The following is a 20,509-nucleotide window of genomic DNA, read 5'->3' on the forward strand; positions in this document are numbered from 1 at the left end:
CAGCCTAGTGGCAATCCCGCTGCCCAAATAGCCCGAACTGCGAAGCCGATCTTCCCATTTGCGCCATCGCGATTGTCCGGATCGCGCCATCCCCTCAGGCGGTGAAACCAGCCGTCAGCGCAAACTCGCGACCCATTTCCATGATCTCGTCGAACACGGTACCGGCAAAGGACCGCATGACGGCGATCTCGAAAGTATCGGGACCTGTGCGCGCAATATTGGCGCTGACATGGCAGCAAAGCATGCTGCCGGACTGACCCTCGACGAAGACATCGGGATGAAGGTCGACGGGAACGCATTTGGCTAGAATTTTACGCACGCTCGGGCCTGAAATCCGCAACAGCGTCCTGCCGTCGCTTTGTTCGAAAAACGAAACGCGCTCGGCATCAAGCATCGAGAAATCGCGGGCAAGGCTTTCGACACCAAGCGTCTCGGAAACCGCAAGCCACTCGCCGGGACCAACGGTGCGCACCGAGACATCGTCCATCGCAGTCAACGCTGCATGAACCCAATCCTCATGTCCGGCATGGGCAAGGACGGAGAAGATGGTGGGTTGACGGACGACCGTCAGGTGGTTCGGGTTCGGGCGGGCCTCGAAGCCGGCGATATGGTCTTCGAGCACATGCCGGTTCGTGAATGCGACACTCATGACAGGCTCCTCAAGCATGCAGCTTCTTGTTCTCGGCATCGACGAAGACCGGGCTGCAAACCTCGGCCAGCGTCTCCTCGCCGCGCAATCCGTCCCAGACGACGATCTTCTCGCCCATCCTCTCGCGTCCCGACTTCAGGAACGCGAGCGCGATCGAGTGGCCGAGTACCGGCGAGAAGCAGACGGATGAAACATGCCCCTGGTCGTTCGCCGTCGAAGGCTTCGCGCCTTCCTTCAGCAGGTGCGAGCCGGCTTTGATTTCCTTCGCAGTATCGACCGGCTTCAGGCCGACAAGCTGGATCCGGTCGGCAGCCGTCAGGCCGAAGCGCGTCGACAACCGCTTGCCGATGAAGTCCACCTTCGGCGTCGACATCATCCGGCCGAGACCGACATCGTCGGGCGTGGTGCGGCCGTCGAGTTCGTTGTGGGTGACATGGCCCTTCTCGATGCGCAGCACGTTCAGCGCCTCGACGCCATAAGCGCAGATGCCGTGGGCCTTGCCGGCTTCCATCAGCGCATCGGCGACCGCTTCGCCGTAGCCGGCCGGCACCGCCAGTTCGAAGGCAAGTTCGCCTGAGAACGAGATGCGGAACAGCCGCGCCTTCAATCCGCCCTTCAGCGTCACCGGAGCGGCAGCGAGGAAGGGGAATGCCTCGTTCGAAATGTCGTCCTCGATCAGCTGCTGCAGAACCAGCCGCGCCTTGGGGCCGGCGACAGACATCTGTGCCCATTGGTCCGAAGAGGAGACGAAACGGACGTCGAGATCGGGCCACAGGGTCTGCGAGCAGAACTCCATATGGGTCATGACTTCGCCGGCATAGGCAGTCGTTGTCGTGACGAAGAAGTGGGTCTCTGAAAGCCGGCTGGTGGTGCCGTCGTCATAGACGTAGCCGTCCTCGCGCAGCATCAGCCCGTAGCGCGCCTTGCCCACCGGGAGCTTCAGGAAAGCATTGCTGTAAAGCCGGTTGAGGAACTCAGCCGCATCCTTGCCGAAGACCTCGATCTTGCCGAGCGTCGAGACATCGCAGATGCCGACATTGGCGCGAACGTTCAGCACTTCGCGATCGACACTCTCGCGCCAGGTCTTCTCACCGTCACGCGGGAACCACGACGAGCGGTACCATGCACCAGCCTCGACGAAGATCGCGCCATTTTTCTTTGCCCAGCCATGCAGCGGTGATTGGCGAACAGGCCGCGCATGCTTGCCGCGCGCCGTGCCGGTCATCACGCCGAAGGAAACGGGCGTATAGAACGGCCGGAAGGTCGTGGTGCCAACCGCAGCGGGGCTGACGCCGCGCATGCCGGCGATGATGCCTGAGGCATTGACGTTGCCAAGTTTGCCCTGGTCCGTCGCCATGCCGCTGGTCGTGTAGCGTTTTGCATGCTCGACATGGCCGAAGCCCTCGCGCAATGCCAGGCCCAAATCCTTGGCATGCACATCGTTCTGGAAGTCGATGAACGCCTTGTCTTTGGCGCCGGGCACATACCAGATCGCTGCGAAGGACGCGTCATACTCGCCCTCGACTTCGGGAATTTCACTTTCTTCCGCAGCAAACCCAAGGCTGGCCAAAACGGAAGCCGCCTTGCGCACGCCGTCCCTCAGGCATTCGGCAACCGTCTCCACTCCCGCCACCGAGCCCGCAAGCTCCAGCTCGCCGCCGACGGTCGGCGCCATGAAGGCCTGTCGTTCTTCCGACCAGACAGGCTTTGCCCCGCGCTGGCAGGCAAGATGGATGATCGGCGACCATCCGCCCGACATCGCAAGCGCGTCGCAGGCGATATATTCGTCGAGCCCACCGCGATCGGCAATCAGCTCCTCGATCCGGTATTTGCCCTTGGTCGACGTGACGCTGCCGCCTTGGATCACCCGAACGCCCTGCGGAGCCGCATCGGCTGCGCCCGTGCGCGTGTCGATGATCGCCGATATCTCGATACCCTGGGCGGCCAGATCGTGAGCCGTGCGATAACCGGAGCCGCCATTGGTGAACACCGCAACCTTCTGGCCGACCGCAACACCAAAACGATTGAGATAGCCGCGCATCGCGCCTGCCACCATCACGCCGGGGCGGTCGTTGCCGCCGAACACCAGCGGCCGCTCTTCAGCGCCCGTCGCAAGGATCGCCCGCTTGGCGGCAATGCGCCACATCCGCTCGACAGGCAGCTCCGGCGACGGCATGGCGACATGCTTCTGCACCTTCTCGACCGCGCCGAAAACATTGTCGTCGTACCAGCCAAAGACAGTCGTGCGCGGCATCAGCGTCACATTCTCGAAACTCGCGAGCTCGTCGAGAACGGACTGCGCAAAGGCATCGGCGCCGGTGCCGCCGATTGATAGCCTCTCGCTCAACAGCGATCCACCAAGCCGAAATCCCTCATCCGCAAGAATGACCCGAAGTCCCGCGCGACCTGCCGTCAGCGCCGCCATCAGGCCGGCCGGACCGGAGCCGACGACCAGCAGGTCGCAATGCGCCCACGCTTTCTCGTAGCGATCAGGGTCGGCCTGCATGACAGCCTTGCCGAGGCCGGCCGCCTTGCGAATGAAAGGCTCGTATACCTTTTCCCAGAACGCCGCTGGCCACATGAACGTCTTGTAGTAGAACCCGGCGCCGAGGAACGGCGATAGCAGGCTGTTGAGCGAGCCAATGTCGTATTTCAACGAAGGCCAGCGGTTCTGGCTGATTGCCTCGAGGCCCTGGTAGAGCTCGGCAACCGTCGCGCGCGTGTTCGGCTCAGTGCGCCCGCCTGTGCCAATAGAAACCAGCGCGTTCGGTTCGGCGGAGCCAGCGGTCACGATGCCACGCGGGCGGTGATATTTGAAGCTGCGGCCGACAAGAAGCTGGTCGTTGGCAAGCAGCGCCGAAGCCAGCGTATCGCCGTCGAAACCCTTCATGTTCTTACCGTCGAAACTGAAGGTTACTGGCCGGCTGCGGTTGATCAAGCCGCCTGATGCGAGACGATAGGCGCTCATCGGGCAACCTCCTTCGCCTTCTCGGCGGCATCGGTGACGGAAAAGACCTCATGCGTCACATTGCTGCGATCGACGATCAGCCAGCGGCGGCAGCCGGATGCGTGGTGCCAATATTCGAGATAGCGGCCGCGCGGATTGTCGCGGATATGGACGTAGCGGTGCCAGGCCTCATCGGATGCCGACGGCGCCGGGCGCGTCACCGAAGCGTCGCCGCGGATCGTGAACTCTTCCTTGGGTCGTATGCCGCAATGCGGGCAGGTAATCAGGCTTGCCATGATTTAGGTTCTCAATGCAGGTTCGGCTGCGGACCCTTGCCGCTTTCGTCGATCTCGAAACCACGCTCGAAACGATCGAGGCGCAGCAGGCGGCTGACGTCATGGGTCTCGTTCTTGGCGATCAGGTGGGCGAAACAAAACCCGGAAGCCGGCGTCGCCTTGAAGCCGCCATAGCACCAGCCGCAGTTCAGATAGAGATTATCGATCGGCGTTCGGTCGATGATCGGTGATCCGTCCATGCTCATGTCCATGACGCCGCCCCAGGCACGAAGCACCCGGACGCGGGAAAGGCCCGGGATAAGGGCCACGCCCTCCTCCAATGTGTGCTCGACCGTCGCAAGATTGCCACGCTGCGCATAGGAACTGTAGGCATCGAGATCTGCGCCGAAGACGAGGCCGCCCTTGTCCGATTGCGAGATGTAGAAATGCCCGGCGCCATAGGTGATGACGTTATCGATCACGGGCTTCAGCCCTTCGGTAACGAAGGCCTGCAGCACGTGGCTTTCGATCGGCAGGTCGAGTTCGGCCATGCGCCCGAGCGTCGACGTATTGCCGGCGGCAGCGAGCCCAAGCTTGTTGCAGCCGATAAAGCCGCGCGACGTCTCGACGCCCGTCACCCGCCCGTTCTCCCGACGAATGCCGGTCACCTCGCATTGCTGAATAAGATCGACACCACGCATGTCGGCACCGCGCGCAAAGCCCCAGGCAACCGCGTCATGACGAGCTGTGCCGCCACGCCGCTGCAGCAGCCCGCCGAGGATAGGGAACCGCGCGTGATCGTAGTTGAGGTAGGGCATCATCTTCCGGACCTGCTCGCGGTCGAGCAGTTCGGCATCGACGCCGTGCATGCGCATGGCGTTGCCGCGCCTGGCATAGGCATCCCGCTGCCCGTCGGAATGGATCAGGTTGACGATGCCGCGCTGCGACACCATCGCATTGTAGTTGAAATCCTGCTCCAGACCCTCCCAGAGCTTCATAGAAAGCTCGTAGAACGGCTCGTTGCCCGGCAGCATGTAGTTGGATCGAATGATCGTCGTGTTGCGCCCGACATTGCCGGAGCCGATATAACTCTTCTCCAGCACCGCAATGTTGGTGATGCCGAATTCCTTGGCGAGATAATAGGCGGTCGCCAGTCCGTGCCCGCCCCCTCCGACGATGATGACGTCGTAATGCGGCTTCGGCTCGGGCGTACGCCAGACCGGTTGCCAGTTGCGATTTCCTGAAAATGCGTTTTTCAGGATGGAAAATGCTGAATAGCCCATGCGATGACCCAAGTCTCAACCGAGCCGCACCTTCGCATATGCGATGCAAACGACAAGCCCCAATGGGACATAAAATCAGCCAAATGAGACATCCCCCGCTTTTCCCATCATAGGGGCCAGATGGGCGGAAACTGTGTTCGAAACAGCACGCGGTGACGAAGCCGAATGTGCACAAACCCGTCGCTCTCGAACTGCCGATTGCGAAATCAAGTTGCAGCAGCTACAGCGAAAAAACGTGATGAAGGCGGCTCTAAACATGGCTGTCAACACACCTTACCTATTGTATTATCAACATCGAAACGCAACGGGCGCGGAGATCCGACGGAACCACGGTTATGCTCGCGACGTTCGAAAAAGCGGCACTGGAAGCAGGGGAAGCTATCCTCAAGGTCTACCGCGGCGGCTATGCCGTAGAGCTGAAGCTGGACCTTTCGCCCGTGACGATTGCAGACGAGCGTGCCGAAGAGATCATACTCCGCCACCTCGCACGCGACTTCCCGCATATTCCTGTCATTGCCGAGGAGTCCGTCGCTGCTGGAATAATTCCCGATATTCGCGGCAAATCCTTCTTTCTTGTCGATCCGCTGGATGGCACCCGCGAATTCGTCGAGCATCGCGACGAGTTCACGGTCAACATAGCCTATATCCACGAAGGCGTGCCGGTAGCAGGCATCGTCTACGCCCCGGCCATCGGCCTCGCCTTCACCGGCGAAGATGGCAAGGCGGAGAAGCTTGTCGTCAACGACCAATTCAAGATCGCCGAGCGCTCGGCGATCCGTGTACGCCGACAGGAAGAAAATCTTCTGGCGCTGGCTAGCCGTTGTCACGGAAGCGTCAGCACCGACGATTTCATGGCGGCAAATGCCGTCACCGCCTGCACGACGATTGGTTCGTCGCTGAAATTCTGCCTTCTGGCCGAAGGCAAGGCCGACGTCTACCCGCGTTTCACCCGCACCATGGAATGGGATACAGCAGCTGGAGACGCCGTCCTGAGAGCGGCCGGCGGCACCACGGTCACGCTGGATGGCAGGCCGCTCTATTACGGCAAGACCGACCAGTCCGACGACAGCGACTTCGCCAATCCGAACTTTATCTGCTGGGGCGGACGGCAGAGCGTTGCCGTGGCATAGACGCGCGATAAATCACAATAAATTCAACAAAATCCACTGCCCGGCGTCCCCGCGCATACGGCACGGCATAGAGTCTTCCCAATCACATTGCGGGAGATAGCCCTTGTCCGACCAAACCAACAATCTTGCACTGCCGTATATCCTGCCGTCGCAAGCGCAGAAACACGTGACCCACAACGAGGCCCTGCAACGGCTCGATGCCATCGTACAGCTGACGATCGCAGCACGTTCCGCAACACCACCGCCAAGCCCTGTAGAAGGCGCATGTTACCTGATCGACGCATCATCGGCGGGCGCCTGGGCTGGAAAATCCGGCCTGCTTGCCCTGCGCCAGGACGGGGCCTGGATATTCATACAGCCGCGCGATGGCTGGCAGGCCTGGTTTCGGGCCGACGCCCGGCTTCGCGTCCTGCTGGCCGGACAATGGCAGGAAACCGGGCTCCCCGCGAACGGCGCGATGCACACGCTCGGCATCAACGCGACGGCCGACACGGCCACTAGGCTTGCGGTCAGCGCGGCGGCTACCCTGTTCAACAACGCCGGCAACGGACATCAGATCAAGGTCAACAAGCAGGCCCTGGCCGACACTGCCTCGCTGCTTTTCCAGACGAACTGGTCCGGGCGAGCCGAAATGGGCATTGCCGGCAACGATGATTTCGCCATCAAGGTAAGCCCGGATGGCAACGGCTGGCAGACCGGTCTTCAGATCTCGTCGAAGGGTATCGTCACGACGCCGAACCGGCCTCTGGTCCGGGCATTCCTTGTCGCGGCGGCGGCAACGCCTGTAAACGGCACCCAGACAGGCTTCAGCCAGCTGGGCGCCAATCAAGGTGGGTTCGCGCTCGGCGACACGCTGGGCGGCACGCTCGGAAACCGGCTGTCCGTCCCAGCAAGTGGAAACTATCTGCTGACCTTGAACACCAGCCTTCTCACATCAGGCGGCCATTCCGCAAGCCTGGTGGCCAATGGCACAACGGTCCTCGCAACCAGCGGCGCCGCGGCAACCACGGGCGCGTTTCGCCAGAGCACCACCGGGATGGCAAGCCTTGTAGCCGGCGACCGCCTCAGCCTCCTCCACAGCGGCACAGCGCAATTCGAATTCGGCAGCGGAAAGACGGAGATTGTCGCGTACCTGCTATAAAAGCCTGTAGCGGAAAGCACGTGCTACCGCCTGCATGCGGTTGACCGAATTGAGCTTTCGCATCGCACTCTTAAGGTAGCTCGCGACCGTATGCGTCGACAGAGCGAGAATGATCGCGATCTCCTCGCTGCTCTTGCCCGCGGCCGACCACCGAAGACATTCGATCTCGCGGTTGCTCAATCGCTCGGCAGGCGCCTCGGCCGCCTTGCCGTGTCGAACGAAAACCTCGAGGATCTGCATTGAGCCATAGACCAGTTCCATGCTTTCCTGACGGGAGAGCTTGGCCCGGCTGCCGGAAAAAGCGAAGATATAGTGCTGGAGCGCCGCGTCATGCAGGCTGAAGGCGAAGGTCCGGCCGAGGCCGTGGCCCGCAAAGCGGTTGTCGAACAACTTGTCTTCCCCGTTCGCAGCCCGCACGTCGAATCCGGCACAATCGCAGAATATCGGCATGTTGGTTTGCTTCAGCGCTGCGACTATCTGGCTGCGATGGAACAGGTCGGCGCCCGAATATTCGTCGACGAGCGCTTGCGGCCAGTTGCTGGCGATGCGGTTGTCGGCAAAGCCGGCGCTGTCTCCGCGCGGGAAATGTGCCATCAGGAAATACTCGAAACCTGCTTTTTTGGCAGCTTCGTCAAGAAGCCTTTGGTGGGACGCCGACAGCGCCGAAACGACCGGAGGCAGGGTGTCCTGCACGCTCCGGCGAACTATATTCGCACTTTCTCTCATCATAGATGCTCCGGAATACCGAGGAGCCTCCGGTCGAATTTCACCGAAAACGAAGACATCGCCCCACCTCTGAAAAAGGCTGGGGCGTTGCTGCAAGTATTCGAGGTGGTATCGAGAGGTAAGCGGAAAAAGCTCCGGCATTCATTCTTGAATTGGCGTCCTTGTATTCCAAGCGCGCCACATTTTATAGTAGTGATTACGCATGGCTCCCATGCATTGAGCTCAAATTCCCCCTGGGTGAGGCGCTCAATTCTTCTATCGCTCCCCCGCAAATCACCTTGCGGGCCATCTCATTAAAATTGTTATCAAAGTGTTACGACGGGCTTAGGCAATTTTTAAATGTGGCGAGCTACAGTGCGGAATGTGGTCTTGAGTATGTGTAGAGAGTCCAATGACCGAAATGATACGTCCCCGAGTGAAGTATGTCATCGGCCCCGATGGCAGCCCACTGACGATTGCAGATCTTCCACCGCCCAATACCAGGCGTTGGGTGATCCGTCGTAAGGCAGAGGTTGTCGCGGCTGTGCGCGGTGGCCTACTGAGTTTGGAAGAAGCCTGTGAACGTTATACGCTGACGGTCGAGGAATTCCTGTCCTGGCAGTCATCCATCAGCAGTCATGGCCTTGCCGGCCTGCGCACGACGCGCATCCAGCAATATCGTCACTGATGGCCAACCCTCCCCTTTAGTCATTGATCTTGTTGATGATTCGGGCCTCAATATTTCCTCAGAAGGAAATGTAGCAGGCCCGAAATTATTGTCGAAGCGGCATAGAACCAAAGGCCCGGCTGCGTGAATGCAGTCGCCAGCCCGGTGGTCTTGGCGGCCGTTATGACGATCGCAACGAGCAGCACGTCCATCATAGACCACCTGGATAGTTGCGGCACGACGTGATCGAAAAAGAACGAGCCGCCCCGCTCCTCCCTTGCCCCCAGCGCTTCCGTCGCCAGGCTGACGATCTTGAGGATCGGCAGGACGATCGAGACGGTGGCAACGATCAGCGCGAGCGGAATGTCACCGTTCTGCCAGAGCGACGCGACGATCGCGAGAAGCGATGGCGTCTCGCTGAAAAAATAAAACGTCTCAAAACGAACCAGCGGCAATACCAGCCCGAACGCTAGCATCAGCGGCGCGGCGACGAGCAATAGGGCTTTCAGGCCGCGCATCTGACGTCGTTACCTCGCCGGAAAACCAGGAATATCAGCAAGCGGTAGCCAATCCGCCATCCGAACGCAATCCGCAAAGGCGCAGATCGTCCTTGGTCGTTCGGGTACGGCGTCGAGAAAACACCAAAAGCCGTGCATGGCCGGCCACTTGGCCAGTCATGCACGGCTCTTCGTGAAGAGTTCAGCCGCAACCTGCGGCGAAACGGTCGGATCAGGCGCGGGCTCTCATGCCGCTACCATCGCGCTCTTCGAGCGCCGCAGCCTTGGCATATTCCGCCTGCATCTCTTCCAGCGATGTTTCCAGCGCCTCTTCCTGTGTTCGCAAATCGCGGATCGAGACCTGCAGATTGTCCGCACGCTGACGCGCGGCCTTTGCAAAGGTCGGATAGGCGAAGTGGTTCGGGTCGGAAATTCCAGACTTTTTCTCTTCGATGACGATCTGGCTCTCCAGATCCTTCGTCATCCGGTCGAATTCCCCCATCATCATCTGCAATTGCTGCAGCTGGCGACGTTTTTCGTTCACCTGAAATTCCTTCAGGCGGACTAGGCTCTCACGTGACTTCATACGCATTACTCCCGTGATGCGAGACCCCGGCTCACTACAAAACACCCCTCCGCACCGCGTTGTCGCGGCTTGGAGCAAAAAAATTCCGACGGTATTAACAAAAACCTACCGACGGTAACCTTTCGTTTACGTGCATCGTTAATGATAGTCCCGATCATTTAAGGGTCAGTAAATGCCACGAAATGATTTCGAAACAGCTGCATAGATGAGTCAGATGAGTCGCTTGGCCTATTTTCTTAATGCAATGGTTAAGAAAGAGCATTCGCTGATTAACGTTGGAAAACAGTGAAATGGAAAAATTATTTAATAAACTCGATACACCTTGCCAGGTGGAATCAGAATTTGTTAACCATTACATGGCAGCTTTCAAATCAGGCAGTGGTTGGATCGGTATCGCGTAAAGGGGGCTGACAACCTTTCGGCGGCGGTAAAGGGGATAAATATGCGGGTTCTACTCATTGAAGACGACAGCGCGACAGCGCAAAGCATCGAACTGATGCTTAAATCGGAAAGCTTCAACGTCTACACGACCGACCTCGGTGAAGAGGGTGTGGATCTTGGTAAGCTCTATGACTACGACATCATTCTTCTCGATCTTAACCTTCCAGACATGTCAGGCTACGAAGTACTTCGTACGCTGCGTCTGTCGAAGGTAAAGACGCCGATCCTGATCCTCTCCGGCATGGCCGGCATTGAAGACAAGGTTCGCGGTCTCGGCTTCGGTGCCGACGATTACATGACCAAGCCTTTCCACAAGGACGAACTTGTCGCTCGCATCCATGCGATCGTACGCCGCTCCAAGGGTCACGCTCAATCGGTCATCATGACCGGCGAACTTATCGTCAACCTCGACGCAAAGACGGTCGAAGTCGGCGGCCAGCGCGTTCACCTGACGGGCAAGGAATACCAGATGCTGGAGCTGCTTTCGCTCCGCAAGGGTACGACGCTCACCAAGGAAATGTTCCTGAACCACCTTTATGGCGGCATGGACGAACCTGAGCTGAAGATCATCGACGTTTTCATCTGCAAATTGCGCAAGAAGCTGGCAAATGCTGCAGGTGGAGCAAATTATATCGAAACGGTCTGGGGCCGCGGCTATGTGCTGCGCGAACCGGAAGGCAGCTTCGCCGAAAGCGCCTGAGGGCGCCGCTGCTTTCCAACCTACCCCGCCCGTGCCTGTCGAAATCCCGTCTCTTCCGAGGCGGGATTTTCGTTTTTCGCGATTGAGACTGCCCCAAGGTGAGCCGACCGCCCCATAGGCAGCCAACCATTTCATCCGGGATCGAGGAAATATCAGGCGGCGATCGCCCGGTTGCCGAACACTGCCGTCAGGATCTTCCGATCGAACGGTTTCAGCAGGAAATCAGTGGCTCCCGCCCTCTTGCCGGCCATCAGCTTTTTGAGGTCGGCCTCGACGACGCAATAGTAAATCTTCACCGCCTTGCCGTTCTCCATCGCGCGGATGCCGAGGATGAGGTCGAGGGCGCCCTCCATACCGGAATCCACGATGATATAATCCGGCAAATCAACCTGGCAGCAAGCTAGTGCTTCCTGGGCGCTGGCGCCTTCACTGACCAGGAAGTCAAGCTCGGAAAGAATACGCTTGCCGACCTTGCGGACGACATCCGACGTATCCGTGATCATGAACTTCTGCATCTGCCACTCCTATGCGCCCGATCCAAAATGCGGTTCGGACGCCGTCCTTAGAGTTCAAACGATAGTCGGACGAGGCTAAGGAATCGTTACCGCAGCGCATCCAATTGCGCGTATAGCGCGAACTTATGTGCCAATAAATTCAGCGGTGTAGATAATTTCCTCGCCGGTCGACGAATATTTCAGCTCCATTCCACTCTCTTCAGCAAGCAACACGGTATAATACGGCTGAATCGAATGCGCGTCGATTGCTTCTTCGATGACGCTGGAGCAAATCTCCGCAAATTTCGGCGGGATGCGCATCAAGCGGCCCTTGGCAACGATCTTGAATTTCGCATCGAATTCGGGATTTTCGAGGGTCACCTCGAGGCTGCCGCCACGGGGAATGGAGCCGTAGGCCACGAGAAACAGGTTCATCAACAGTTTGACGCGGTTCTTGGCGACAATGGCGCGCGGCCCGATCCAGGTCACTTCCGTCTTCTTTTCCGCCTCGGCGAAGTCTTTTGCCGCCCGTTCGGCTTCGCCGGTATCGATCGATGCCCCGACTGATCCGGATGCGCCAAAGGCCAGCCGGGCGAATTTCAGCCGGACCGATGCATTGAGGGCACTCGTGCGGATAAGGTCCATCGCGTCGGCATCGGCGCCGCCTTCGTCGAGCAGTTCCAGGCCGTTGTTGATCGCGCCGACGGGAGAGATCACGTCATGGCAGACGCGGCTGCATAGCAGCGCGGCGAGATCCGGCCCTGCCAGAGTGAGATTGGGATTCTTCGACATTCATTGTCTCCTGGAGGCCGGGACGTGGCGATATTAGGCCGGACATTGCCACACTAAGTTTGCACGAGGATTACCACGGGCGGTCACAATTTGCGTCATAATGACACCATATTTGGTAAACCGATTGTTAATATGATCGACGCAAAATGCATCCGTCGCCGAAAGCGACTCATCGCACCGACCATGATGAACGGGTGACCCCTATGCGCTACAAATTTTGGCAGAGATTTTCAGGCTTCAGCTGGGCGATGCTTCTCGTCGCACTCCTCGGTCTTCCGCTGGCGCCGCGCGAAGCCTCCGCCACGAACAACGGCGAATACAGCGTCCAGGAAATCGTCGACGCCGGGCACAATTTCTTCGGCTCCACCAGCGGTGGCCTTGCCAAGGTCGTGGAGACTGCCTTCGAACGCTATGGCCTGCCGAACGGCTACATCCTCGGCCAGGAAGGCTCTGGAGCCTTCATCGCCGGCCTTACCTATGGCGAAGGCCAGCTGAACACCAAGAACGCCGGCGAACACCCGCTCTATTGGCAGGGTCCCTCTCTCGGCATCGATTATGGCGGCCAGGGTACCCGCGTCATGATGCTGGTCTATGATCTGCAGAGCGTGAACGGTGTGTACGCCCGCTACGGCGGCGTCAGCGGACAGGCTTTCGTTGTGGCCGGCGTCGGCATGACGGTCCTCAAGAACGACAACGTGGTGATTGTCCCGATCCGCACCGGCCTTGGCGCCCGCCTCGGGCTGAATGTCGGCTATCTCAAGCTGACCCCATCGCCGACCTGGAACCCTTTCTGATAGACCGCACGGCGGCTCGCACTGCAGCCGCCGAATGCGCTACTCCGATTTACAGGCTTGCCCCTCCCCCCTGCCCCATGTTTAATCCCGGGACACCGAGTTCGTCATCAACGTAGAGACAATGGCCGCGCCGTGATTGAATTCGTCCTGCTGTTCGGATTAGGCTTTCTGACTGCGGTCTTCCTGGTCTTCCTCATTGCTCCGGCAGTACACCGCCGCATCGTCTGGTTCACCGAGAAGCGCCTGAAGGCAACCATGCCGCTGAGCCCCCAGGAGGTGCGAGCGCAAAAGGACATGGCACGCGCCCTCTACGCCGCCGAAAATGCCAAGACCGAGCAAAGCCTCGTCCGCGAACGCGAAAAGGCCATCGCGCTCCAGCTCCGCCAGGGCGAGCTCACCAAGGAGGCCGGACGGCTGGCATCCGAAAGCGAGGAACTTCGGTCTCAGATCGATGACATGAACGTCGAGGCCGGCGACCTCAGATCGCGATTGCGCCGCGAGGAAAGCTACATCAGCCAGCTCAAGGCGAGCCTTCGCATCTCCGAGCAGGCCTATGCCGAAAAGGAAAGCGATCTCGACACCCTTCGCAAGCGACTGCACAAATCCGCCACCGACGCCGACAACCTGAGGATCGATCTTGCAGCCCGCGAGACCGAAGTCGAAAATATGAGGCTCCGCTTTAACGCCGTTCGCGAAGAGCGGGACACCCTGCGCCACGACCTCAAGCTGATGACGACAAGAGCGAAGGACGCGGAACAGCATCTGGCCGAGGAAGAAGGCAAGGTGATGCGGCTCGAAAACAAGCTTACCCGCGAAATCGCCGGCAATGCGGACAAGGAAACCATTCTCGAGCGCCGGCTGCAGGACGTTGCGCGACTGAAGGATAAGCTGAAATCCGCCAACGCCGAGGCACGCGAGGCCGGGCGGGCGCTGAGAGCCGCCGGCATCTCGAAGACGGTTGCATCAGCAAAACCAGCCAACGGGGTCAAGCCCCTGCCTGGGCCGCAATTGGTGCGAAACGCCGGCAAGGACGTTACCTCAGCCGTCATTTCAGTGGAACCGGAGCAGACCGTGGAAACCGATATTGCCAAGTTGACTGAAGAGGTCCGAAACCGGAGCAACGCCCTGTCGGACCGTCTGCTGAAATCCCGCTCCGCCGCCCACGATCAAGCCATGCGCGAGGAAATCGCCACGATCGCGGCGAATATGGTGGCGATCACTGCGCTTCGGGAAGGCGAACAATCGCCGATCTTCAAGCTTCTGCCGGAAAATGTCGAGCATGGCCAGGGCGGACGGGTCAGCCTTGCAGAACGAACATCGGACCTTTTGCCCGACCGCTGATCGTCAGATGCGCCTCATGGCCGAGGCCAGCTCGAACAGTGCGATCCCCGTTGCCGTTGCGACGTTGAGGCTGTCGAGCCCTGGTGCCTGCGAAATGCGGGCGCTACCGAATGCCGAGAGAATAGCCTCCGGCAAGCCCTCGCCCTCCGTGCCGACGACAAATGCGACGCGCTTGGAAGGCGCGATCTTTCGGATATCGGTTTGCCCGCGCGGTGACAGGCTCCAGATCGCAAAGCCGCCATCCGCCAGCGCTCGGAGAATATCCACCGCAGCGCCCTGGCGTCGATAAGGCATCGTCAGCACCGAACCGACCGAAACGCGCAGCGCCTTGCGATAAAGCGGATCGCAGGATGTCTCGTCGAGCAGGAGCGCATCCGCGCCGAACGCAGCGGCATTGCGGAACATCGAGCCGACATTGTCGTGATTTGAGATGCCGCAGCCGACGAGCACCAGCGCATGCTCAGGCAAAGCGCCGAGCAACGCGTCGACGTCGTCCTCGGCAATCCGGCGGCCGATTGCCAGCACGCCGCGATGCAGGTGGAAGCCGACGATCCCGTCGAGAACCGCAGCGTCGGCTACATAGACCGGCACATCCTCAGGAAATGCCGCGATGATCTCCTCAAGGCCCGCCACGCGATTGCGCAACAGCAGCACCTTCTCGGCCACGAACCCGCGCTGCGAGACATGCGCCTCCGCAAGCAGGCGGAGCACGACAGTTCCCTCGGCGATGAACCGACCTTCGCGACCCGTCATATCCCGCTCGCGGATATCCCGAAATTCGGCGATCCGGAAATCCCCGGGGTCTTCGATCGCGATCAACCGGCCGTCGGTCATTGTCGAGGCCCGTCAGTTGCCGGAGAGGGATACGGTCGCGACGATGCGTCCGACGCTGTAGTCGAAGACGAGCGCCTGTTGCTGGCCGATCGACGTCGTGCCGTAGAACAGGATCTGGCTTCCGGAAAGTGCCACGGACTGAACCGAGAAACCGGCTGGCAGCACGGCCTTGGCAACGACGGGCGCATCGGAGGGAACGCCGGCGACCGAGGCCCCCGCCTTTTGCGACGGACGCGTCGTCTTGTAGACAACGGCGCCAAACACCGCCATAAGGCTCACCACCATGATGGCGACCGAGACGATCTGCAGGCGCACCATCTTTCGACGGACGTTTTCCATGGCCGCATCAAGAGGCTTTTCGTCCTGGTCGTCGTCTGCCGCGGAATTCGTCATCGGTACATCCTTGTTTTAAAAAGCGCCGGAGAGACAGCCTTTGAGCGATCCCTTTAACGAAGCTGCGAGCAATATAAAAGTCCTTACCGCCGACGAGACCGCGCAAGGACGGCTTGACGCCTGGCTTGCAGGCCAGCTTGGTGAGGAAATTTCCCGCAGCCGCCTCAAGGTTCTGATCAAGGACGGGGCGGTGCTGATGAACGGCGCGCCCGCCACCGACCCGCAGCGCAAGGTGAAGCCAGGCGAAAGTTACCGGATCAACCTGCCCGAACCCGAAGACCCGACGCCCCAGGGCGAGGACATCCCCCTCGACGTTCTCTACGAGGACGAGGACCTCATCGTCATCGCCAAGCCCGCGGGCCTCGTCGTCCATCCCGGCGCCGGCAACTGGACAGGTACCCTGGTCAACGCGCTGATCCACCACTGTGGCGACACCCTGTCCGGCATCGGTGGTGTCCGCAGGCCAGGGATCGTCCACCGCCTCGACAAGGACACGACGGGTGTCATGGTCGTTGCCAAGAACGACATCGCCCACCGGCATCTCTCGCTGCAGTTCGCCGACCACGGCCGAACCATGCCGCTGGAGCGCGCCTACCAGGCAATCGTCTGGGGAAGGCCGCGTCCGCTCGTCGGCACGATCGACGCACCGCTCGGCCGCTCCACCGGCGACCGCACCAAGCGCGCCGTCCAGAGGCCCGACCGGGAGGATAGCGACGAGGCGATCACCCACTACAAGGTGCTCGAGCGCTTTCGCGAACAGCCTGATGCGACGGCGCTGGCCTCCCTGGTCGATTGCCACCTCGAGACCGGCCGCACCCACCAGATCCGCGTCCACATGGCCCATATCGGGCATCCCCTGCTCGGCGACACCACCTATGGCGGCGGCTTCAAGACCAAGGCGAACCTGCTTGCCGACGACGCCAGGGACATCGTCAACCGCTTCCCCCGACAGGCGCTCCACGCCTACCTCCTGCAATTTGAACACCCTCGTACCGGCGAGGTCATGCATTTCGAAGCACCGTTGCCGGACGACATGCTGGAACTGGCAGCCGCACTGCGGGGATGAGAGGTTTGGCTGGACGGGATCGTCCGGGGCGCCTATAATCGCGCCATAAGGTGCCATTCCACGAGCAGCTAGCGGTCTTGATTGACTAAGCCGCTGGGTTTGTTGGAAAAATGGCACCAGATAACCCTGAGAATGACGGCGCGGCTATCTTTGCGCCGACGTCACACTTGCGTGACTCCATCCTTGAATCACTGTTTTGCCGTACTTATCTACATATCGACTTAGTGCGGGGTCTTTGGACCCGCGCGCCTCGGCTTGCTTCTGGGGGCACGTGTTGTGCTTGTCGAAGGGGCTGGATTTTCGAATTGGAGGGTGCTTTTCATGGCCCGTAATAACCTGCCATCCATTACCGCCGGCGAGGCCGGTCTCAATCGTTATCTCGACGAAATCCGCAAGTTCCCGATGCTGGAACCGCAGGAAGAATACATGCTTGCCAAGCGTTATGCCGAGCACGGCGACCGCCAGGCTGCCCACAAGATGGTGACCAGCCATTTGCGCCTCGTGGCGAAGATCGCCATGGGCTATCGCGGCTACGGCCTGCCGATCGGCGAAGTCGTGTCCGAGGGCAATGTCGGGCTGATGCAGGCTGTCAAGAAGTTCGACCCGGAACGCGGTTTCCGCCTGGCCACCTATGCGATGTGGTGGATCAAGGCCTCGATCCAGGAGTACATCCTGCGTTCGTGGTCGCTGGTGAAGATGGGTACGACCGCCAACCAGAAGCGGCTGTTCTTCAACCTGCGCCGCCTCAAGGGCAAGATCCAGGCAATCGACGAAGGCGACCTGAAGCCGGAGCACGTGACCGAGATCGCCACCAAGCTGAAGGTGTCAGAGGAAGAGGTCATTTCGATGAACCGCCGCCTCTCCGGCGACGCTTCGCTGAATGCCCCGATCAAGGCCGCAGAAGGCGAATCCGGCCAGTGGCAGGATTGGCTCGTGGACGACCATGAGAGCCAGGAAGCAGTTCTGATAGAGCAGGACGAGCTGGAAACGCGCCGCCGTATGCTGGGCCGCGCCATGAGCGTGCTGAACGATCGCGAACGCCGCATCTTCGAGGCACGCCGCCTGGCTGAAGATCCGGTCACACTTGAGGACCTGTCCACGGAGTTCGACATCAGCCGCGAACGTGTCCGCCAGATCGAGGTCCGCGCTTTCGAGAAGGTGCAGGAAGCAGTCCGCAAGGACGCTCTCGATCGCGCCAAGGCTCTGCGCGTGGTCGAGGCTACCGCCTAACCGAAACCAGACAATATGATCAAATGAAAAGGCGGGCTCGATTGGCCCGCCTTTTTCAATGTCCAGTTCGCGGAAGAGCCAGCTATTGGCTCGAAACGCTGCCCAGTGCCGCCCATTCCGTAATCGCCTTGTTGAAGGCGTCCGTGCCGCTCAGGCCCTTGGCCATCGTCAGCAGCGCCCGGCGGCCATTGCGGTACGTCACGGGAATATCGATCCAGCCACGGTTCTTCAGCAGGTCGAGGTTGGTCTTGCGCGCATCAGGAAAGTCGTTGAGCGCAACCATGTGGAAATCGTCGGTGATCTTCGCCGGAACAGCGATCAGCGGGTCGCCGCGATCCTGTTCGGTTGCCTTCATGGCAATACGCTGGACGCTGTCGATGCTGCCGCCTTCGAAATTCGGAGGCACGGAGAACACGATTTCAACGACGTGGCTCGCAGGAAGCGACGGATCGGAATTCCGCTTGAAGGTCACCATCGCCGTCAGCCCACGCTCGGGAACGGAAATGCTGCCCTGGACGGATGGTGAAGGACGACCATCGTCACCCTTTTCCTCGACCAGCGACCATGTGACCGCACCCACGATCGCTGCGGGCGATGCCTGTCCCAGCCGCTCTTCGTAGAGGAACATCTTCTCAGGCGCGCCGATCTGCGCCGCCGGATCGGCAGCTGGAGCCGGCGTCGCCGTTGGGACGTTCGGCGTTGCAGCCGGCGGCACGGCGGCCGGTGATGGAGCGTTGTCGGCCTGGACGGTTGGCGCTGCCGGAGCCGCTTGCGCGGCGGCCGTCGCTGCGGCAACAGGCGCCGCTGCAGCTGCGCCTGTGGGCACGGGTGTCGCCGCTGCCGGCGGCGCTGCCGAGGCAGCGACATTCTGTTGTGCGACGGACTTGCCCTCGACCGTCGCCGGCTGTCCCGGAACAGCGGCAGGACCGGCATCCACTTCGGTGCCGTTCGCCATCAGGCGCTGCGTGAACTTACCGTTGACGGTATTGTCATTGTTATCGAGCGCGGCGACATCGGTGCCTTTGGGCGCATTGGCTGCGGCAGGCTGTGTCGACGTACCAGGCGTTGCCGCGGCGGTTGCGGCCGGCGTGGCCGTCGGAGACGCCTTGACAACCGGAGTGGCGGGCGTCGTCGGCTTGCCGACGACCGTCGCAGTCTTGGTTGCAGCACTTATGAGGCCGGTGACCATATTGTTGAGAGCGTCGCGGTTCTTCCAGAAGGCATAGCCGCCCCCACCGAGGACCGCGAGGCCGATCAGGGTGAGCAGGATCCTCTTGATGCCGAAGCGACGCGGCTTCGGCTCCATGCGGAAGCTCTTCCCCTGCAGCTTCGAGGCGACGACCTGGTCGAGATCTGGCGGCACCGGCGAACCAACACTCTCGTCAGCCGCAAATTTGTCGTAGCCGGCCAGTTCCCTGAGTTCACGCCATCCGTCGCCGGGTTCGTCGTTCTTCGACAAAGGCGCGGCCTTGGAGGCGCCCCCATGCACATCGGAAAACAGATCGACGTCGTCGAATTCGCCACGCGCCACAGGGCGGGCCGGTTTTGTCGGCGCAGAAGCCGGCGGGACCTCGTCGAACGCGTTGGCTTCCCAGGCGAAAGCTTCGGCTACAGGCGGCATCTTCGTCGGCGCAGCCGGAGCATTGCTGAAGCTTTGTGCAAGGATAGGGTCGTCAATAGCCGAGGCGGGCTTTGCCAGCGAGGTTTCAAGCTCGACGCGATTTTCAACGACCGGAGCGGCAGGTTCCTCCCACACGTCGTCGAAGCGTCCACCAGCATCCGCGCGCAGCGGCTCGCCCTGAACCTCTTCGACAAAACGCTGGCTCGGCACGGCAGTCGCGGTCTCGACGGGAACCTCTGACAGGTGATGACGCTGTTCGTCGACGGAATAGCCGATGTCGGAGGTTGCCTGGCGCGGCCATTCCTCGTGGACCGGATCGACCTGCTCGTCATGTGAAGCAGCAGGATGGTATTCCTCGGTTCTTTGGTAGGCAATAATTGGTGCATCGGCAGCAGTCGGGGAATGCGGTAGCTGCCAAGCCTCGACGGGCTCACCTTCCTCTCCGGCCGGGTGCCATCCGGTCGGCTCGTCGCGGTGAGCGGCAAACACCGGTTCTGTAGACAGCTTGTGAGGGGCCTCGGCGGATGGCGTCGGCTCCCGCGCCGGCGGCTCATACATGTGTTCGGCCGGTTCCGCCGCTTGCGATCGCTCCTCCGGCACATGGACCGGCTCTTCAGGCAGATCAGCGACGGCAGCCTCGATAGGCGGCTCTCCGGGCAACGCCAGGGCTTCCGCGTGCTCAGCCTCGACTTCCCTGATGGCGGCATCGAGCTTCTCAAGCTGGCGGGCGAGCATCGTTTCCGGCGGACGCGGCTTCATGTTCTCGAGCTGCCGCTGCACGGCACCTCTCGCACGCTCGTAGACCTTCACCCGCATCTCGGGCGTATTGTCGGACAGGCCATCTACGGCCCGTCGGATGACTGCTACAAAATCCGCCATCAGTACTTTCTCATGATATCCGGCACGCGACCGAACAGGGATTT

20 protein-coding genes are annotated in these 20,509 nt (G+C 60.6%); 8 read left to right on the plus strand and 12 right to left on the minus strand.

The features are described from left to right. Positions 1-94: 94 nt before the first annotated feature. From CPY51_RS14450 to CPY51_RS14465, 4 genes are read right to left on the minus strand one after another with little or no spacing between them, the layout of a single operon-like run. Positions 95-649, minus strand: coding sequence for a sarcosine oxidase subunit gamma (locus CPY51_RS14450; protein ID WP_111161012.1), 555 nt, complete (start codon positions 647-649; stop codon positions 95-97). A 10-nt stretch (positions 650-659) separates the two neighbouring features. Then, positions 660-3,617 carry a sarcosine oxidase subunit alpha family protein gene (locus tag CPY51_RS14455; protein ID WP_111160882.1) on the minus strand — a complete coding sequence of 986 codons (2,958 nt, stop codon included), beginning with the start codon at positions 3,615-3,617 and terminating at the stop codon, positions 660-662. Next, positions 3,614-3,892, minus strand: a complete 279-nt coding sequence (locus CPY51_RS14460; RefSeq protein WP_111160883.1) for a sarcosine oxidase subunit delta — start codon at positions 3,890-3,892, stop codon at positions 3,614-3,616. Before CPY51_RS14460 ends, CPY51_RS14455 begins: the two co-directional genes overlap by 4 nt. An 11-nt stretch (positions 3,893-3,903) precedes the next feature. Continuing rightward, positions 3,904-5,154 carry a sarcosine oxidase subunit beta family protein gene (locus CPY51_RS14465; protein ID WP_111160884.1) on the minus strand — a complete coding sequence of 417 codons (1,251 nt, stop codon included), beginning with the start codon at positions 5,152-5,154 and terminating at the stop codon, positions 3,904-3,906. A gap of 335 nt (positions 5,155-5,489) precedes the next feature. On the opposite strand from CPY51_RS14465, the gene cysQ reads away from it, so the two are divergent. Continuing rightward, a complete protein-coding gene (gene cysQ, locus CPY51_RS14470) occupies positions 5,490-6,284 on the plus strand; it encodes a 3'(2'),5'-bisphosphate nucleotidase CysQ (protein ID WP_111160885.1) in 795 nt (264 codons plus the stop codon). 103 nt (positions 6,285-6,387) lie between these two features. Beyond that, positions 6,388-7,425, plus strand: coding sequence for a DUF2793 domain-containing protein (locus CPY51_RS14475; protein ID WP_111160886.1), 1,038 nt, complete (start codon positions 6,388-6,390; stop codon positions 7,423-7,425). On the opposite strand, the gene CPY51_RS14480 is transcribed toward CPY51_RS14475, so the two are convergent. Next, positions 7,420-8,151 (minus strand): helix-turn-helix transcriptional regulator, encoded by a 732-nt coding sequence (locus CPY51_RS14480; RefSeq protein WP_244598668.1) that lies wholly within the window; start codon positions 8,149-8,151, stop codon positions 7,420-7,422. The two genes, CPY51_RS14475 and CPY51_RS14480, sit on opposite strands and share 6 nt — an antisense overlap. 391 nt (positions 8,152-8,542) lie before the next feature. Between CPY51_RS14480 and sciP the strand changes: the two genes are divergently transcribed. Further along, positions 8,543-8,818: a CtrA inhibitor SciP gene (gene sciP, locus CPY51_RS14485; RefSeq protein WP_034476390.1), complete on the plus strand. Its 276-nt coding sequence runs from the start codon at positions 8,543-8,545 to the stop codon at positions 8,816-8,818. A gap of 47 nt (positions 8,819-8,865) precedes the next feature. Here the strand turns inward: sciP and CPY51_RS14490 are convergent, their stop codons facing one another. Together CPY51_RS14490 and CPY51_RS14495 are read right to left on the minus strand one after the other, a co-directional pair. Continuing rightward, positions 8,866-9,315 carry a paraquat-inducible protein A gene (locus CPY51_RS14490; protein WP_111160888.1) on the minus strand — a complete coding sequence of 150 codons (450 nt, stop codon included), beginning with the start codon at positions 9,313-9,315 and terminating at the stop codon, positions 8,866-8,868. Between the two features lie 211 nt (positions 9,316-9,526). Then, positions 9,527-9,880: a flagellar export protein FliJ gene (locus tag CPY51_RS14495; protein ID WP_111160889.1), complete on the minus strand. Its 354-nt coding sequence runs from the start codon at positions 9,878-9,880 to the stop codon at positions 9,527-9,529. Positions 9,881-10,322: 442 nt separating this feature from the next. Here CPY51_RS14495 and ctrA point away from each other — a divergent pair, with 442 nt between their 5' ends. Further along, on the plus strand, positions 10,323-11,021 hold the full coding sequence (gene ctrA, locus CPY51_RS14500) for a response regulator transcription factor CtrA (protein WP_111160890.1): 699 nt from the start codon (positions 10,323-10,325) through the stop codon (positions 11,019-11,021). Between the two features lie 152 nt (positions 11,022-11,173). Here ctrA and CPY51_RS14505 read toward each other — a convergent pair whose 3' ends face one another. Both CPY51_RS14505 and chpT read right to left on the minus strand, forming a co-directional pair. Beyond that, a complete protein-coding gene (locus tag CPY51_RS14505; protein ID WP_111160891.1) occupies positions 11,174-11,536 on the minus strand; it encodes a response regulator in 363 nt (120 codons plus the stop codon). A gap of 123 nt (positions 11,537-11,659) precedes the next feature. Beyond that, on the minus strand, positions 11,660-12,307 hold the full coding sequence (gene chpT, locus CPY51_RS14510; RefSeq protein ID WP_111160892.1) for a histidine phosphotransferase ChpT: 648 nt from the start codon (positions 12,305-12,307) through the stop codon (positions 11,660-11,662). Between the two features lie 203 nt (positions 12,308-12,510). Here chpT and CPY51_RS14515 point away from each other — a divergent pair, with 203 nt between their 5' ends. Both CPY51_RS14515 and CPY51_RS14520 read left to right on the plus strand, forming a co-directional pair. After that, on the plus strand, positions 12,511-13,101 hold the full coding sequence (locus CPY51_RS14515) for a DUF1134 domain-containing protein (protein ID WP_111160893.1): 591 nt from the start codon (positions 12,511-12,513) through the stop codon (positions 13,099-13,101). A 132-nt stretch (positions 13,102-13,233) separates the two neighbouring features. Beyond that, on the plus strand, positions 13,234-14,442 hold the full coding sequence (locus tag CPY51_RS14520) for a coiled-coil domain-containing protein (RefSeq protein WP_111160894.1): 1,209 nt from the start codon (positions 13,234-13,236) through the stop codon (positions 14,440-14,442). 3 nt (positions 14,443-14,445) lie between these two features. Here CPY51_RS14520 and CPY51_RS14525 read toward each other — a convergent pair whose 3' ends face one another. Further along, complete coding sequence (locus CPY51_RS14525; protein ID WP_111160895.1) at positions 14,446-15,276, minus strand: TrmH family RNA methyltransferase; 831 nt, start codon at positions 15,274-15,276, stop codon at positions 14,446-14,448. A 12-nt stretch (positions 15,277-15,288) separates the two neighbouring features. Beyond that, the gene (locus tag CPY51_RS14530; protein ID WP_111160896.1) at positions 15,289-15,669 is read right to left on the minus strand and encodes a hypothetical protein; all 381 of its coding nucleotides are present in this window, start codon (positions 15,667-15,669) and stop codon (positions 15,289-15,291) included. A gap of 40 nt (positions 15,670-15,709) precedes the next feature. Between CPY51_RS14530 and CPY51_RS14535 the strand changes: the two genes are divergently transcribed. Continuing rightward, positions 15,710-16,735 carry an RluA family pseudouridine synthase gene (locus tag CPY51_RS14535; protein ID WP_111160897.1) on the plus strand — a complete coding sequence of 342 codons (1,026 nt, stop codon included), beginning with the start codon at positions 15,710-15,712 and terminating at the stop codon, positions 16,733-16,735. Between the two features lie 321 nt (positions 16,736-17,056). Then, positions 17,057-17,965, plus strand: a complete 909-nt coding sequence (gene rpoH, locus CPY51_RS14540; protein WP_111160898.1) for an RNA polymerase sigma factor RpoH — start codon at positions 17,057-17,059, stop codon at positions 17,963-17,965. Positions 17,966-18,047: 82 nt separating this feature from the next. Here the strand turns inward: rpoH and CPY51_RS14545 are convergent, their stop codons facing one another. Continuing rightward, entirely contained in the window at positions 18,048-20,465 is a 2,418-nt protein-coding gene (locus tag CPY51_RS14545; RefSeq protein WP_111160899.1) for a hypothetical protein, read from the minus strand. Between the last annotated feature and the right edge of the window lie 44 nt (positions 20,466-20,509).

The organism is Arminella tubonensis (genome assembly GCF_003240585.1).
Lineage (GTDB): Bacteria > Pseudomonadota > Alphaproteobacteria > Rhizobiales > Rhizobiaceae > Rhizobium > Rhizobium tubonense.